At 69.7% G+C, this 14,645-nt stretch carries 9 protein-coding genes; 3 read left to right on the forward strand and 6 right to left on the reverse strand.

Features of this window, described 5'->3' with window-relative positions; translation table 11 throughout:
• Window positions 1-77: 77 nt before the first annotated feature.
• The 6 genes from VSO01S_RS03705 to VSO01S_RS03730 form a co-directional block, all read right to left on the reverse strand.
• Window positions 78-4,757: a LamG-like jellyroll fold domain-containing protein gene (locus VSO01S_RS03705; protein WP_068640453.1), complete on the reverse strand. Its 4,680-nt coding sequence runs from the start codon at window positions 4,755-4,757 to the stop codon at window positions 78-80.
• Between the two features lie 127 nt (window positions 4,758-4,884).
• Window positions 4,885-5,739 (reverse strand): class I fructose-bisphosphate aldolase, encoded by an 855-nt coding sequence (locus VSO01S_RS03710; protein ID WP_068640454.1) that lies wholly within the window; start codon window positions 5,737-5,739, stop codon window positions 4,885-4,887.
• A 51-nt stretch (window positions 5,740-5,790) separates the two neighbouring features.
• The gene (locus tag VSO01S_RS03715; protein ID WP_068640455.1) at window positions 5,791-6,777 is read right to left on the reverse strand and encodes an aldo/keto reductase; all 987 of its coding nucleotides are present in this window, start codon (window positions 6,775-6,777) and stop codon (window positions 5,791-5,793) included.
• Complete coding sequence (locus VSO01S_RS03720; RefSeq protein ID WP_068640456.1) at window positions 6,774-7,793, reverse strand: ABC transporter permease; 1,020 nt, start codon at window positions 7,791-7,793, stop codon at window positions 6,774-6,776. The genes VSO01S_RS03715 and VSO01S_RS03720 overlap by 4 nt, the downstream gene beginning before the upstream one ends.
• Window positions 7,790-9,346, reverse strand: a complete 1,557-nt coding sequence (locus VSO01S_RS03725) for a sugar ABC transporter ATP-binding protein (protein ID WP_245684098.1) — start codon at window positions 9,344-9,346, stop codon at window positions 7,790-7,792. Before VSO01S_RS03725 ends, VSO01S_RS03720 begins: the two co-directional genes overlap by 4 nt.
• Window positions 9,343-10,383, reverse strand: a complete 1,041-nt coding sequence (locus VSO01S_RS03730; RefSeq protein WP_068640457.1) for a substrate-binding domain-containing protein — start codon at window positions 10,381-10,383, stop codon at window positions 9,343-9,345. Before VSO01S_RS03730 ends, VSO01S_RS03725 begins: the two co-directional genes overlap by 4 nt.
• A 182-nt stretch (window positions 10,384-10,565) precedes the next feature.
• On the opposite strand from VSO01S_RS03730, the gene VSO01S_RS03735 reads away from it, so the two are divergent.
• Genes VSO01S_RS03735 through VSO01S_RS03745 form a run of 3 tightly spaced genes read left to right on the forward strand, consistent with a single transcriptional unit; the run spans window position 10,566 to window position 14,634 of the window.
• Complete coding sequence (locus tag VSO01S_RS03735) at window positions 10,566-12,050, forward strand: FGGY family carbohydrate kinase (RefSeq protein WP_068640458.1); 1,485 nt, start codon at window positions 10,566-10,568, stop codon at window positions 12,048-12,050.
• Window positions 12,047-13,801, forward strand: coding sequence for a glycerol-3-phosphate dehydrogenase/oxidase (locus VSO01S_RS03740; protein WP_068640459.1), 1,755 nt, complete (start codon window positions 12,047-12,049; stop codon window positions 13,799-13,801). The genes VSO01S_RS03735 and VSO01S_RS03740 overlap by 4 nt, the downstream gene beginning before the upstream one ends.
• Window positions 13,802-13,818: 17 nt before the next feature.
• Window positions 13,819-14,634, forward strand: a complete 816-nt coding sequence (locus VSO01S_RS03745) for a GntR family transcriptional regulator (RefSeq protein WP_373282865.1) — start codon at window positions 13,819-13,821, stop codon at window positions 14,632-14,634.
• Window positions 14,635-14,645 lie beyond the last annotated feature (11 nt).

The raw sequence follows: 14,645 nt of genomic DNA on the forward strand, positions 1-14,645 counted from the left end.
GGCTGCCGGCGCAGGGCGACGCGCCGCCGGCGCGCAGACCGCCGCAGCAAGCAGCGCTGCGGGCGGCCTGAGCCGGCTCAGGGCAGCTGCGTCCAGTTCTGGTTGTTGCCGCCGTTGCAGGTCCAGGTGAGCAGCTGCGTGTCCTGCGTCGTGGAGCCGTTCGGCACGTCCAGGCAGGCGCCCGAGGCCTTGTTGCGCAGGCTCGATCCCACCTGGCTCCATTGCGTGGTGTCGCCCGCATTGCAGGCCAGCTGCACCGCCAGCGCGCCGCTGGCGGCCGTGCCGCTTTGCGCGATGCACAGGCCGCTGTGCTGCGCCACGAACTGCACATAACCGCCGGCGAGGCTCTTGACGGTGAAGCGCTCGTTGCCCGCGCTGCCGCAGGGCCACTGGATCACCGCCGCCCCGCTGGCGGTCGATGCGCCGCGGATGTTGACGCACAGCTGGCTGTGGTTGGAGCGCAGCCGCGTCACCAGCTCGGTGGCCGTGTCCTGCGACAGCACGTACTGCGCCAGCGCCTGCTGGTCCGCGGCGGGCAGGCCGCTCGCATTGCCGTGGCCGCCGGCGATCACGGCGAGCACGCTGGGCTTCTGGCCGTTGTGGAAGTACGAGGACGCCGTCCAGCTGCCCGCGATGGTGGGCGTGTCGAAGCCCACGCCCGCCAGCGGCTGGTTGGCGCCCTTGCCCGACGAGGCCTGGATGGTGCCCACGTCGTGCCGCAGCCCGTCCTGGAAGGTGCCGCCCGCATGGCAGGTGGCGCACTGCGCGCTGGCGAACAGCGTCTGCCCGCGTGCGGCCTCCACCGTGAGGCTGCCGTCGGCGGCGCGCGCCGGGCTGCGCATGTACTTGCCCAGCGAGGTGAGGTAGACGGCCAGGTCGTCCAGCTGCGCATTGCGCCCGGCCTTGGGCGCGCCCAGCGGGTCGGCGGTGGCGGTGAAGTCGGCATCGCTCAGGAAGCCGGTGCCGCCGAAGGCGCTGCGCATGTCGTTCTCGAAGTCCTGCACCTCGTCGAAGTTGGCGCTCCAGTGCAGCTTGCCGTGCGCCATGCCGCGCTTGCCCTGCAGGCTGATGGTGCGGCGCAGGCCCTCGCCGCGCTGGGTGAAGTCCCACACCATGCCGTCGTCGCCGCCGTCGGCATGGCAGCTGGCGCAGGACATGTAGTTGTCCTTGCTCATGCGCCGGTCGGCCGCGTTGTAGAACACCTGCTTGCCGCGCAAGGCCGCGGGCGACATGGGCTCCTGCGCCACCGTGTTCACGTTGGCGATGAAGACGGCCGCCGCGCTCTTGGAGGCCAGCACGTCCGCCACATCGTGCACCGTGACCGAGCGCGCCAGGAAGTTGTTGACGAACAGGCGCTTGCGCGCGGCGTCCAGGTACAGGCCATGCGGCGCGCTGCTGGCGTTGATCTCGCCGCGCACCGCCCGGGTGTAGCTGTCGACGATGGCGACGTTGTTGCCCTCCATCTGCGCGACGAAGAGGTAGTCGCCCGCCGGCGAGAAGAGCGCGGCACGCGCCGGCGCACGGTCGTCGAAGTCGATCTGCTCGGCCTGCACATGCTCGCCCAGCGCCAGGTTCACCTGCGAGAGGATCGAGCGCACCGTCTGGTCGTGCACCAGGTCGTTGCCGTCGCGGAAGCGCCCGCGCACGATGTTGTCCTTCTTCGAGGGCAGCACCGCGCGCGAGCCGTCGGGCGAGATCAGCACCTGGCTCAGGTAGTTGGCCACGCCGCGCGCGCCGGCCTCGGTGTCCACCGTGGTGGTGTCCACCGGCAGGGCGATGGTCGAGAGCAGGCTCATCGTGCCCACGCCCACCTTGTGCAGCTGCCCGCCGGTCATCTTCGACTTGAAGCGGGTGACGTAGGCGGTCTGCCCGTCCGCGGCCACCGCGATGCCGCGCAGCGCGCCTTCCAGCGCCAGCGAGCCGGTGGTGGCGCCGGTGGCCGGATCGAAGAACAGCAGCTGCGACTTGCTCTCCAGCGTGAGCAGGCCCTTGGCGCCGCCGGGGGCGAAGGCCACGCCGTAGGGGCCGCTGCCGTAGGCGAGCGGAATGCTGGCCGAGACGCTGCCGTCCGCGGCGTTGAGCGCCACCAGCTTGTCCTCGCCCTGCACCGCGACCCAGATGCGCCCGTCGGGGCCCACCGCCAGCGTCTTGGGCTCGTCGCCCACGCGAACCTCCCAGCGCCGGGTGAGGGCCAGCGCGTCGATGGCGGCCACGGTGCCGCTGTCGGGGTTGAGCGCGTACACGCTGTTCGCATCGCCCACGATGTTGCTGCTGTGGGTGGGGGCCTGCGCCGTCATCGGGTAGACCACGGTGACCTGGTAGGTGTAGTAGGTTTCGCGGCCGGCGGCGTCGCGCACCGTCAGGGTCACGGTGTAGTGGCCGGGGCGCGTGTAGGTGTAGCTGATGCCCGGCTGGGCCGAGAAGGCGCTTTGCGTGCCGTCGCCGAAGTTCCAGCGGTACTGCACGCCGGTGGCACTGCCCAGGCGTTCGGGCGAGAAGCTCAGCTGGCCGTTGACCAGCTTCGGCCCGCCGCTCACGCCGGCATCGCCGATGACGGTCTGCGCGCGCAGGTTGGCCACGTCGGTGTCGCTGAGCACGCGGCCGTACACGCGCACTTCCGCCAGCAGGCCGCGGAAGAAGTCCGCGTTGCCCTGGATCTGGCCGAGCAGGCTGAACTTGTTGCCGAGGCCCTTGGTGCCGGCGAGGCCTGCGGCGCTGGTCTTCACGCCGTCGACATAGAGCGTCTGCGCGCCGGAGGCGGCGTCGCGCGTCATCACCACGTGGTGCCAGTTGCCGTCGTTCACCGGCGAGGCAGAGCGCACGCCCGGATTGCCGGTGCCCGTGTTGCCCACCGACAGGGTGATGCGGCCGCTGTTGTCCAGCCAGCCCCAGAACACGTCGTCGGCGCCGCCGGACTGGTCGCGCCCGAAGACGCCCGGCGCGGTCCAGGCATTGGCGCCGCCGGCCTGCGTGGTCTTCATGTAGAAAGCCAGCGAGGCGGTGCCGCCCAGCGCGGTGGCCACGGCGTCGTTCTTCAGCTGCACACCGCCGCTGCGCTGCGCGAAGTTCAGGCCGATGCTCTCGAATCGGTCGGCGCCCGTCGCGGTGCCGTTGCTGGCGCTGATCTCGTCCACCAGCCCGCCGGCCAGCGGCCAGTAGTGCATGAGGTTGATGTCGGCGGCGCTGCCGGTGTGGAAGACCGAGCGGTAGTCCGCCGCGATGGCGTTGCCCGCATAGTCCTTCACGCCGCCCGCCGGCAGGAAGACCTCGTAGCTGTTGCCGGCCACCAGCGGCTGGTCGGGGAAGAAGTTGAGGATGCCCAGCTGCACGCTGTAGGTGCCGGCCAGCGTGTTGCCGCCCACCTGGCGCACGATGAAGGTGCTGGCGTTGACGCTTTCGGGCCGGATGCTGTCCGTCATCCCGATGCCGATGCGCGAGCTCAGCGCCTGCTGCTTGGCGCCGTTGGCGGGCGACACCTGCTTGACGGCCGGCGGCGTGGTGTCCGGCGCGATCTGGTGCACCATGAAGCCGCTGCCCGAGCCGTGGTCGTTGCCGATGAACAGCAGGTTGCCCAGCGGCGCCACCTGGCCGTGGTCGGAATGCGATTCCTCTTCCGAGCCGGCGGGGAACAGGCCGCCGCGGCCCACCTCGACATGGTTGAGCGGATTGCTCACGTCCACCTTGTGCACCTTGAACTGCGCGCCCTGGAACACGAAGTGGTCCTGCGTGCCGCAGTACAGCTGCTCGTCGATGACCAGCCGGTTGTCCTCGGCCACGAAGCGAGAGCGGTCGGACAGGTCGTAGCTGTACATCTTCGCGCCGGCGCCGCGCGCCGAGGCATGCAGCTGCTTGCCGTCGAAGCAGGTGGCGTAGTAGTTGGGGTTGGCGCCCACGGTGTCGAGCACCTTGGGGTTGAGCGGGTCGGAGATGTCCAGGCTCGCGAAGCCGTCGGTGTTGTCCATCGAGCTGAGCACCATGTGGTTGCCCATGGTGAAGATCGGACCCACGCGAAAGCCCCCCAGCTCGCCGGTGGGGACCGGGTTGGGCTTGCCGGCGCCGCGGTTGGCCAGCACCGCGTTGGCCGGGTCGCGCGCATCGACGATGTAAATGCCGTCGTTGGCCGAGGCCACGTACACATACGGCGCCTGCCACCACAGCTGCCAGCTCACGTTGGTGTAGTCGCCGCCGTTGACGGTGGGGAGCTGCAGCTTCTTCACCTGCTTGACGTCGTTGATGTCGGTGAAGTCCCAGAACTCGATGCCCTTGGTGCTGGGCACCACGATGTAGTCCTTGCCGCCGATGGTGGCGCTGCCGATGGCATGCGCCTCGCGGAACTCGGCGGTGCGGCCCTCGGGCTCGTAGATGCGCTTGACCAGCTGGATGGCGCGCGGGTTCGACACGTCGTAGAGCAGGAAGCCGCCCGGGCCCAGGCCGCTGTCGGGCGCGAACACGGTGAGGAAGTAGCCCTTGTGCATGATCCCCACGTTCAGGCCGAAGGCCTTGCGGCCCGGGTAGGTCTCGGGCACGCCCTGGTCGTCGCGGTGGATCATCGACACGGCCGTGAACAGCTCGCTCGAGTTGTATTGCAGGTTGCCCAGGCCGGGCCCCTGGATGGGCAGGGGCGCCACCACCGCCATCACCGCTGCGCTCGCGCGTTGCAGCGTGGTGACGGGGCTTTGGCCGGTGACCGCGGCGTGCGTCAGCAGCGCCGCAAAGGGCAGCGCCAGGGCCGCCAGGAGATACCGGATTCTCTTCATTCTTGTCTCCAGCTTGTCTCACAAAAAACCGGCGGAGCAAGGGCCTGGGGCGCGGCGTGCGCGTCCCTTCTTCGGGAAACGGAATGGATCAGGGCGCTCCGCCGGAACCCCTGTCCGGTCCTCGGAACTACCTGGTGTTGCGGCTCTCGTAGAGCTGCCAGGCCGCCTGAGCGCTGGCGCCCTCATGGATCATGGCCATCAGTGCCGCCACCACCGCCGCCGGGCTGGCATGCTGGTACACGTTGCGGCCGTACACCATGCCCACCGCGCCCTGGTCGAGCAGCACGCGCGAGCGTTCGAACACCTGCTGCAGATTCTCGCGCCCGCCGCCGCGCACCAGCACCGGGCAGCGCGCGGCCTGCACCACGCGGTGAAACTCATGCGCGTCGGCGGTGGGGTCGGCCTTGACGATGTCGGCCCCCATCTCGCGCGCCAGGCGTACCAGCGTCACGATCTTCTCTGCGTCACCGTCGACCATGTAGCCGCCGCGCCCTTCGCCATGCGGCTGCATCACCAGCGGCTCGATCATCAGCGGCATGCCGTAGCGGTCGCAGTCGGCGCGCACGCGTGCAATGTTCCGCACGCACTGGCGGAACAGGTCGGGCTCGTCGGGCAGCATGAACAGGTTGACTACCACGCAGGCGGCGTCCATCTGCACCCCGGGCAGCACCGGGTCGTGCTCGTTCTGCAGCACGGCCCACATCGTGCGGTGGCGCTGGGCGTTGTAGGGGTTGCCCATGTCCAGGCGCATCACCAGTGCCGGCCGGTCGCGCCCGGGCCGGTGCTGCAGCAGGTCGGCCTGGCCGTAATTGAGCTGGATGGCGTCGGGGCGCGCGGCCACCAGCCGGTCCATCAGCGCAGGCATGTCCTCCAGGCCGTCGAGAAAGGTGGGTTCGTTGCACACGCCGTGGTCCAGGGCGATGTCCAGGCAGCGGCCGGCATGCAGCAGCCGGGCCAGGCGTGCCTCCTTGGCATTGGCCATGAGAGAGACTCCTTGAAAAGAGAAGAAGGATGGAGGTGGAAGAGGGCCGGCTCAGTCGAGCTCGGCCAGGTGTTTTCGGGCAGCGCTTTCGATCTGCGCCACGGCCGTGGCATCCAGCGACACCCCGCCGGCGGCCGCGTTCTGCCGCGCCTGCGCTGCGGTGCGCGCGCCGCACAGCGCCATCGAAACGGCGCCGCGGGCGAGCGTCCAGGCGATCATCATTTCGGAGAAGCTGCAGCCCAGCTGCGCGCGCAGCGGGAAGAGTTGCGCGAAGAAGGCCGAGAGCCTGGCGCGGTTGCCGGCGGAGAAGCGCGGGTTGGCTGCGCGCTGGTCGTCGCCGCCGAACACGCGCGCCGGGTCGATGGGCCCGGCCAGCAGGCCCAGTGCCAGCGACGAATAGCCCATCACCGCCACGCCATGTTCCTTGCACAGCGGCACCAGCGTCTGTTCGATCTCGCGATCGATCAGGCTGTAGCGCTCCTGCGCGGCATCGACCGGGCCGTGCCGCAGGTATTCGGCCAGCGTGGGTGCGTCGACGTTGCTCACCCCGATGGCTCGGATCTTTCCCTGGCGCTTGAGCGACAGCAAGGCATCCATGGTCTCGCCCACCGGCGTGGTGCTGTCCTGCCAGTGGGTGATGTAGAGGTCGATGTAGTCGGTCTGCAGATTCTTCAGGCTCTGCTCCACCTCGAAGGCGATCGAGTCGCGCCCGAGGTAGCGGTACACCGGGTGGCCGTTCTCGTCGAAGAAGTGCGTGCCCTTCTTCGTGTGCCACACCAGGCCGCACTTGGTGGCGATCACGGCCTTCTCGCGGCGGCCCTTCAAAGCCTCGCCCACCAATCGTTCCGATTGGCCCAGGCCGTAGGCGGGCGCGGTGTCGATCAGCGTGACGCCGGCATCGAGCGATGCGCGGATGGCGTCCACGGCCGCTGCGTCGTCGCCACCGCCCCACATCCATCCGCCCATGGCCCAGGTGCCCAGGCCGATGGCCGAGCAGCGGATGCCCGAAGGCCCCAGGGTGGTTTGCTTCATCGTCATCTTGCAGTCTTTCTGGAATTGAGCAGGTGGTCGATGGTCACGGCGGCCAGCAGGATCAGGCCCTTGATCACGTCCTGCCAGTAGGGCGACACGTCCAGCAGGATGAGCGAGCTGGTCACCACCGACAGCAGCGCCAGGCCCAGAACCGCGCCCAGCACCGTGCCCGAGCCGCCCTTGAGGCTGGCGCCGCCGATGACGGCCGCGGCGATCACGTTCAGCTCCATGCCCACGCCGAAGGTGGGCGTGGCCGCGCCGAAGCGCGCGGTGTAGATCACGCCGGCCAGGCCCGCCGAGGCCGCGCACAGCACCGTCACCCAGAACTTCACGCGGCCCACGCGGATGCCCGAGTACAGGGCCGCCTTTTCGTTGCTGCCGGTGTAGAACACACGCCGCAGCAGCGTGGAGCGGCGCAGCACGAAGTCGCTGATGAGCACGATGCCCAGGAAGATCAGGATCACCACCGGCACGCCGCCCAGCGTGCCCTGGCCGATGAACTTGAACTCCGCCGGCAGCGAGAACAGCGACTGCGGCGTGCCTTGGGTGAGCGCCAGGCACAGCCCGCGCACGATCACCATGAAGGCCAGCGAGGCGATGAAGTGGTTCAGCCCGACGCGCGTGACGCAGCCGCCGATCATCGCGCCGATGAGCGCGCTGGCGCCGATGGCCACCAGCCCCGCGCTCCATGGGTCCATGCCCATGAGAAAGAGCTTGCCGGTGACGACCATCGCGAAGCACACCACCGAGCCCACCGACAGGTCGATGCCGCCCACGATGAGCAGGATGGTCATGCCCACCACCACGATGCCCTCGATGGAGAACGACAGCAGCATCGCGCGGATGTTGTCCCAGGTGAGGAAGTGCGGTGACGCGAAGCTCATGCCCACGCACAGCAGCGCAATGATGAAGAGCAGGCCGGCCTCGCGCATGCGCACGAGCTTGTGGGTGAGGTTCATGGCGTCGGTGCTCGGCGGCGCGGCGGGCAGGCGGCCCGCGTCGGCCTGGGCTGGATAGTTCATGCGGTCTTTACCTCTTGTTCGCCCAGGCCGGAGGCCAGCCGCAGCAGGGCCTCTTCGGTCATGGCATTGGCAGCCAGTTCGCCGGCCACGCGGCCCTCGCGGATCACCAGCGCGCGGTCGCACAGGCCGATGATCTCGGGCAGTTCGGAAGAAATCACGATCACGCCCACGCCCTGGTTGGCGAGATCGCGCAGCAGGTGGTGGATCTCGGACTTGGCGCCCACGTCGATGCCGCGCGTGGGCTCGTCCATCAGCAGCACCGACGGCTGCGTGGCCAGCAGCTTGGCAATGGCCACCTTCTGCTGGTTGCCGCCCGAGAGGCTGGACACCTCGATGTCCACGCCGGCCGACTTGAGCTTCAGGCGCGCGCCGAGCTTGTGCGCCAGCGTGCGTTCCGCCCCGCGCTGCAGCAGGCCCCAGCGCGACGCCACGCGCGGCAGCGCCATCGCGGCGATGTTCTGCGCAATGGGCAGGTCGAGGAACACGCCGGCCGCCTTGCGGTCTTCGCTGAGGTAGGCGATGCCGTGGCGCAGTGCGTCGCCGTACTTGCGGATGGCCAGCGGCTGCCCATGCAGGCGCACCGTGCCGCGGCGCGCGCGGCGCAGGCCGCACACCGTCTCGGCCAGCTCGCTGCGCCCCGCGCCCATGAGGCCGGTGATGCCCAGGATCTCGCCGCGCTGCAGCGCGAAGGACACGCCATGCACCCGCTCGTCGTCGGCGATGCCGTCCACCTGCAGCAGTGTCTCGGGCGTCTCGTCGTTGGCCGCCGGGCGCGGCGGGTAGTAGTTGCCCAGCTCGCGGCCCACCATGCGGCGCACCAGCTCGTCGGCATTCATGTCGGCGGTGGCGGCGCAGTGCACGTTGCGGCCGTCGCGCAGCACCGTCACACGACCGGCGTGGGTGAAGATCTCGGCCATGCGGTGGCTGATGTAGATGATGCCGATGCCCTGCGCCTTCAGGTCGTGCAGCACCTTGAAGAGGGCGGCCGACTCCAGCTCGGTGAGGGCGGCGGTGGGCTCGTCGAGGATGAGCACCTTGCAGTCGAGCGTGAGCGCCTTGGCGATCTCCACCAGCTGCTGGCTGGAGATGGGCAGCTGCTCCACGCGCATGGCCGGGTCGATGTCCTGGCCCAGGCGCGCGAGCACCTTCGCGGCGCGCTCGTTGAGGCTGGCGAAATCCATCCAGGCCCGGCGGCCCGCATTGATCTCGGGCATGAAGATGTTCTCGGCCACGGTGGCATCGCCGCACAGCGCGATCTCCTGGTGCACCAGGCCGATGCCCAGGCGCATGGCATGCGCCGGCCCGTCGATGCACACCTTCTGCCCGGCCAGGAAGATTTCGCCTTCGTCCGGCTGGTGGATGCCGTCGATGATGTTCATCAGCGTGGACTTGCCCGCGCCGTTCTCGCCGCACAGGGCATGGATCTCGCCGGCGCGCAGCGAGAAGTCCACGCCCGCGAGGGCGCGCGAGGCGCCGAAGCGCTTGCCGATGCCGCGCAGCGCCAGCAGGGGCGCTGTCGCGGCATCTTCTTCCACGCGCAGCGGATCGCTCACTCGTTGATTCCCTTGGTGCCGCGGCGGGCCAGGTACTTGTCCCAGTAGAAGTCGTCGGCGTTGGCCTTGCTCACCACCGACAGGCCGTTGTCCAGGAAGGGCACCGACATCGGGTTGGTGCCGTTGCGCTTGGCATCGTTCATCGGGTCGATGAGCTGCGGGTTCTTGGCCAGGAACAGCATCATCATGCCCATGTAGCCCTGCATGCCCTGGTTGGGGTTGATGGCGCCGAACACGTCGCCGGACTTGATCATGTCCAGGATCTTGGCGTTCACGTCGCAGCACATCACCTTGATGTTCTTCTTGCTCTCGACCTTGGCCTGCGCCGCACCCAGCGCCGAGTTGGCCTCGGGCATGAAGAGGGCGCCCAGGTTGGGATTGGCCTGCACCATGGACAGCACCGCCTGGTAGGCCTTGTTCGGGTCCTGGTTGCTGGCCGCGCGGCCTACCTGCTTCATGCCGGGGTGCTTGGTCTTCATGCGGTTGATGAAGGCGGCGATGCGGCGGTCGTGGTTGTCCTGGCCGGGGTTCTCCAGCACCGCGTACTCGCCCTTGCCGCCCAGTTCCTTGGCAATGGCGTCGGCGGCCTGGCTGCCTTCGCGGTCGTTGTCGGAGGTGATGAAGGAGGAGCGCTTGGAGTTGGGCGAATCGGCCGCGAAGGTGACCACCGGGATGCCCATCGCCACCGCGCGGTTGATCGGCTCGATGAAGGGGTCCGGGTTCATCGGGTGCAGCAGGATGCCGGCGGGCTTGCGTGCCAGCTCCTGCTCGAAGGAGGCCAGCTGCTTGTTCACGTCGTACTCGGGCGTGCCGGAGTAGCGCGTCTTCACGCCCAGTTCGCGGCCGAGCTGCTTCATCATCTCGTACACCGGGAACCAGTACTCCACGCCCGAGACCATCACGTTCATCACGTACACGTCGGTGGACTTGCCGTGCAGGCCGACCGCGGCCGGCGCCGCGGATTGCTGGCCGAAGGCACTGGCACCAGCCAGGCCCATGCCCGCTGCCGCAGCGGACTTCAGGAAATTGCGCCTCATCTCTCGTCTCCTCTGGTTGTGCTGACTGGGGGCGGCGACCGGCTTCGGCCACCGCATGTTCTTGGCTTGCTACGCCACAACAGTTGTTATGACAGGCGGAATGTAATCGCGGCGTGTTTGCTCAGATACCTAGGGGAAACACCACTGGCAACTCGCGATACCTGCCGCGAAGCTGTTATGACATGTTCAGTGATCTCTTCATCGGTATCGACATCGGATCCAGCAGCCTGAAGGCGCTGGCCGTCGACGGCGCCAGCGGCCGCGCGGTGGCCGTGGCCCGGCAGGCACTGCCTTATGAACGCCTGGCCGGCGGCGGCTGCGAGGTGCGCGCGGGCGGCATCGAGGCGGCGCTCGACCAGGTGCTCAGCTCCGTCGTGCAGCAACTCGGGCCGCAGGTGGCGCAGGTGCGGGCGCTGGCCTGCACCGGCCATGGCGCCGGGCTCTATGCGCTCGATGGCGCGGGCCATCTGGTCCAGGGCCGTGCCGTCGCTTCCACCGACCAGCGCGCACAGGGCCGTGCCGAAGCATTGGCGAGCGAGCAGGGCCAGCAGCTCTTCGACGAAGCGGGCTGCGCCCCCTGGGCGGGGCAGCCGCTGCTGCTGGCCGCGGAACTGCTGGGCGCGGATGCCTTCCAGCGCGGCGCGGTGCATCGCGTGCTCTTCGCCAAGGACTACCTCGGCCTGCTGCTGTGCGGCGAACTCGCCACCGATGCGAGCGATGCCAGCACGGCCGGCCTGCTGTCGCTCAAAAGCGGCGACTGGTCCGCGCGTGCCATCGCCGCATCGGGCATGGCCGACGTGGGCACGCACAGCTTCGTGCCGCTGCGCCCGCGCGGCCACGTCATCGGCCAGCTGCTGCCGGCGCGGGCCGCCCGCTGCGGACTGCCCGCGGGCCTGCCGGTGGCCATGGGTGCCATCGACCTTCTCGCCGCCATGGGCGCCGTGTGCGCGCAGGGCCGCGGACGCGCCGTTTCGGTGCTGGGCACCTGGTGCGTGAACGCGGTGAGCGCCGAGGTGCGCGAGCCCAAGCCGGCGGTGGGCGCCATCGTCAACTTCGGCGATGCCTCGCAGCGCCTGTACATGGACAACAGCCCCTCGTCGATGGCCAACATCGCCTGGGCCACCGGCGCGCTGGGCCTGCCCGATGCGCAGGCGCTGCTCGACCTGGCGATGACGGCCCCGCTCGGCGCACACGGCCTGCGCTTCCTGCCCTTCGTCAACGGCGGCGGGCCGGGCGCGGGCTACGTGGGCCTGCGCAGCCAGCACACGCGCGCCGACCTGGCGCGTGCGGTGGTCGATGCCGTGGCGGCGCTGCATGCGCGCCAGCTCGGCCGCCTGGCTTCCTGCGGGCTCGATGTGTCGGCACTCACGGTGCTGGGCGGCGGCGCCAGCGACATCCGCCTGGTGCGCCTGCTGGCCGGCTTTCTGGGCCGTGCGGTGGAGCGCTGCGCCGACGACGAAACCAGCGCCCGCGGCGCCGCGCTGTGCGCCGCGCAGTCGCAAGGCTGGCAGCACGCCGGCGAGCGGGCCAGCCCGATGCTCGCCCCCTGCGACATCGTCGAGCCCGACCCATCCGCCGCAAACGCCGAGGCCGCATTCATGGCCGGCTTCAAAGAACTGATCGACCGCAGCACGGCCACCGCCGCCGCGCGCCACCCCCACCCATGAGCGCCTGGCAACTGCCCTACCTCCGTCCTGCCGCGCTGGCAGGGCGCCACTTCTCCACCGTCATCGTCGGCGCCGGCATCAACGGCGTCGGCGTGTTTCGCGACCTGTCGCTGCAGCGCGTGGAATGCCTCCTGATCGACAAGGGCGACTTCGGCGCGGGCGCCAGCAGCGCGCCCTCGCGCATGATCCACGGCGGCCTGCGCTACCTGGAGAACGGCAGCTTCTCGCTGGTGGCCGAGGCCACGCGCGAGCGCAACCTGCTCTTGCGCAATGCGCCGCACCTGGTGCGTCCGCTCAAGACGATGGTGCCGTTGTCCAGCCTGTTCGGCGGCCTGGCCAGCAGCGCACTGCGCTTCTTCGGGCGCAACCCGCCGCAAAAGCGCACGCGCGGCCTGATGGCGGTGGCAGCTGGGCTGATGCTGTACGACCTGCTGGGCCGCGAGGAGCGCGCGCTGCCGCGGCATCGCATCGAGCGGCTATCAGCTGCGGACCGGCCGCTGTTTCGCGACGCGATCCGCTGGGCCGCCACCTACTTCGACGCCTGGATCAGCCACCCCGAATGGCTCATGCTCGAGCTCATTGCGGACGCGTGCCGCGACCAGCCGCGCTCGGCCGCGGTGAACTACTGCCGCGCCATCGGCTGCGCCGGCAACATGCTCACGCTGCGCGACGAGCTCAGCGGCGAGCTGGTGCACGTGACGGCCGACTGCGTGGTCAATGCCGGCGGCGCCTGGCTCGACCGCTGCAGCGAAGTGCTGGGCGGCGCCGCGCCGCGGGTGATGGGCACCAAGGGCTCGCACCTGGTGCTCGACCACGAGCCGCTGCGCCAGGCACTGGCCGGCCGCATGGCCTACTTCGAGGCGGTGGACGGGCGCGTGTGCATCGTCTATCCCTTTCTCGGCCGCGTGCTGGTGGGCTCCACCGACATTCCGGTGGAAGACCCCGACCGCGTCGTCACCGAGCCGCAGGAAGTCGACTACCTGCTCGACGTGCTGCGCGAGCTGTTTCCCAAGCTGCAGTTCGGCCACGACCAGGTGGTCTACACCTACGTGGGCGTGCGTCCGCTGGCCCGCTCCGACGCTTCGCAGCCGGGGCAGATCTCGCGCGACCACTCGGTGGTGGTCGACCTGCCCGACGCCACCCGCGACATTCCGGTCGTGGGCCTGGTCGGCGGCAAGTGGACCACCTTCCGCGCGCTGGCCGAGGAGGCGAGCGACCTGGTGCTGCGCCAGCTGGGTCGCACCCGCACCGCTTCCACGCGCGACCTGGCCATTGGCGGCGGCGCCGGCTTTCCGGCCGACGAGGCCGCGCGCCAGCAACTGGTGCAGCGCATCGTGGCGAGTTCGAGCCTGTCCCTGCCGCGGGCCGAGACGCTCGCTGCGCGCTATGGCACCAAGGCGCCGGCGCTGGCGCAGCGGCTGGCGGCATCGGGCGACCGGCCGCTGGTGCACGCGCCCGGCTATTCGGCGGCCGAGATCGGCTACCTCTGCCTGGAAACCGGGGTGGTGCACCTGAGCGACCTGGTCATCCGTCGCACGCTGCTGGCCATTCGCGGCCACGTCGACGACGCGGCGCTGGCCGAGCTGGCCGACGTGGCAACCGACGTGCTGGGCTGGAGCGAGCATCGGCGCGAGCAGGAGTTGCACGACTGTGCGCGGCTGCTGCGCGAGCGCCACGGCGTGCGGCTGTCGGCCGTGCAGCCGGCAGCCAACGAGCCTTCGGCTTTCGAGGCATCATCGCTGGTTCCATGAAGGGGGGATCAAGCCGCATGACCGACGACATCTCCAATTCGCTGGAACCAGGCGCCCTGGAACCCATCGACGACACCGTGACCCGCCCGACCGATCCACCACCCGCGCTCGACCGGGATTCCGAATCCCCGCTGTGGGCGCAATTTCGCGACGCACTGCGCATGCGCATCCTCCAGGGCGAGCTGCCGGTGGGCGCCAAGCTGCCTTCGGAAGCGGAGCTGGGCGAGCAGTACGGCATCTCGCGCATCGTGGTGCGCGAGGCACTGGCCGACCTGGTGCGCAACAACCTCATCTACAAGATCAAGGGCCGCGGCGCCTTCGTGTCGGCGCGCGAGCGTGACGAGGACTTCGTCTCCACCGTGCTGGGTTTTTCCGACGAGATGGAGCGCAAGGGCATTACGGTGCGCACGCAGGTGCTGTCGCAGGAACTGCGCGCGCCCACCGAGCAGGAAGCCAGCGCGCTGGGCCTGACCGAAGGCATCCAGGTGGTGGCGCTCAAGCGGCTGCGCAGCGTGGACGGCGAGCTGCGCCTGCTGGTGGAAACCGTGGTGCCGGCCGACCTCGCGCCGGGCCTGCACCGCACGCGCCTGGACGACCGCTCGCTGTACGACGTGCTGCGCCGCCAGTACGGCCTGCGCCTGGTGCGCGCCGAGCGCTGGATCGATGCGGTGCTGCCCGACGCGCAGACCTGCGAGCTGCTGGCGCTGCCCCAGCCCGAGCCGCTGCTGCGCATCGAGTCGATCGCCTACGGCGCCAACGGCCGGCCGCTGGAGCATTACCGCGCGCTGCACCGCTGCAAGTCCAGCCGGCTGCACGTGCAGACGACGACCTGAGGGCGCATAAA

Origin of the sequence: Variovorax soli NBRC 106424, assembly GCF_001591385.1 — a bacterium.
In the GTDB taxonomy this organism is placed as follows: Bacteria; Pseudomonadota; Gammaproteobacteria; order Burkholderiales; family Burkholderiaceae_C; genus Variovorax; species Variovorax soli.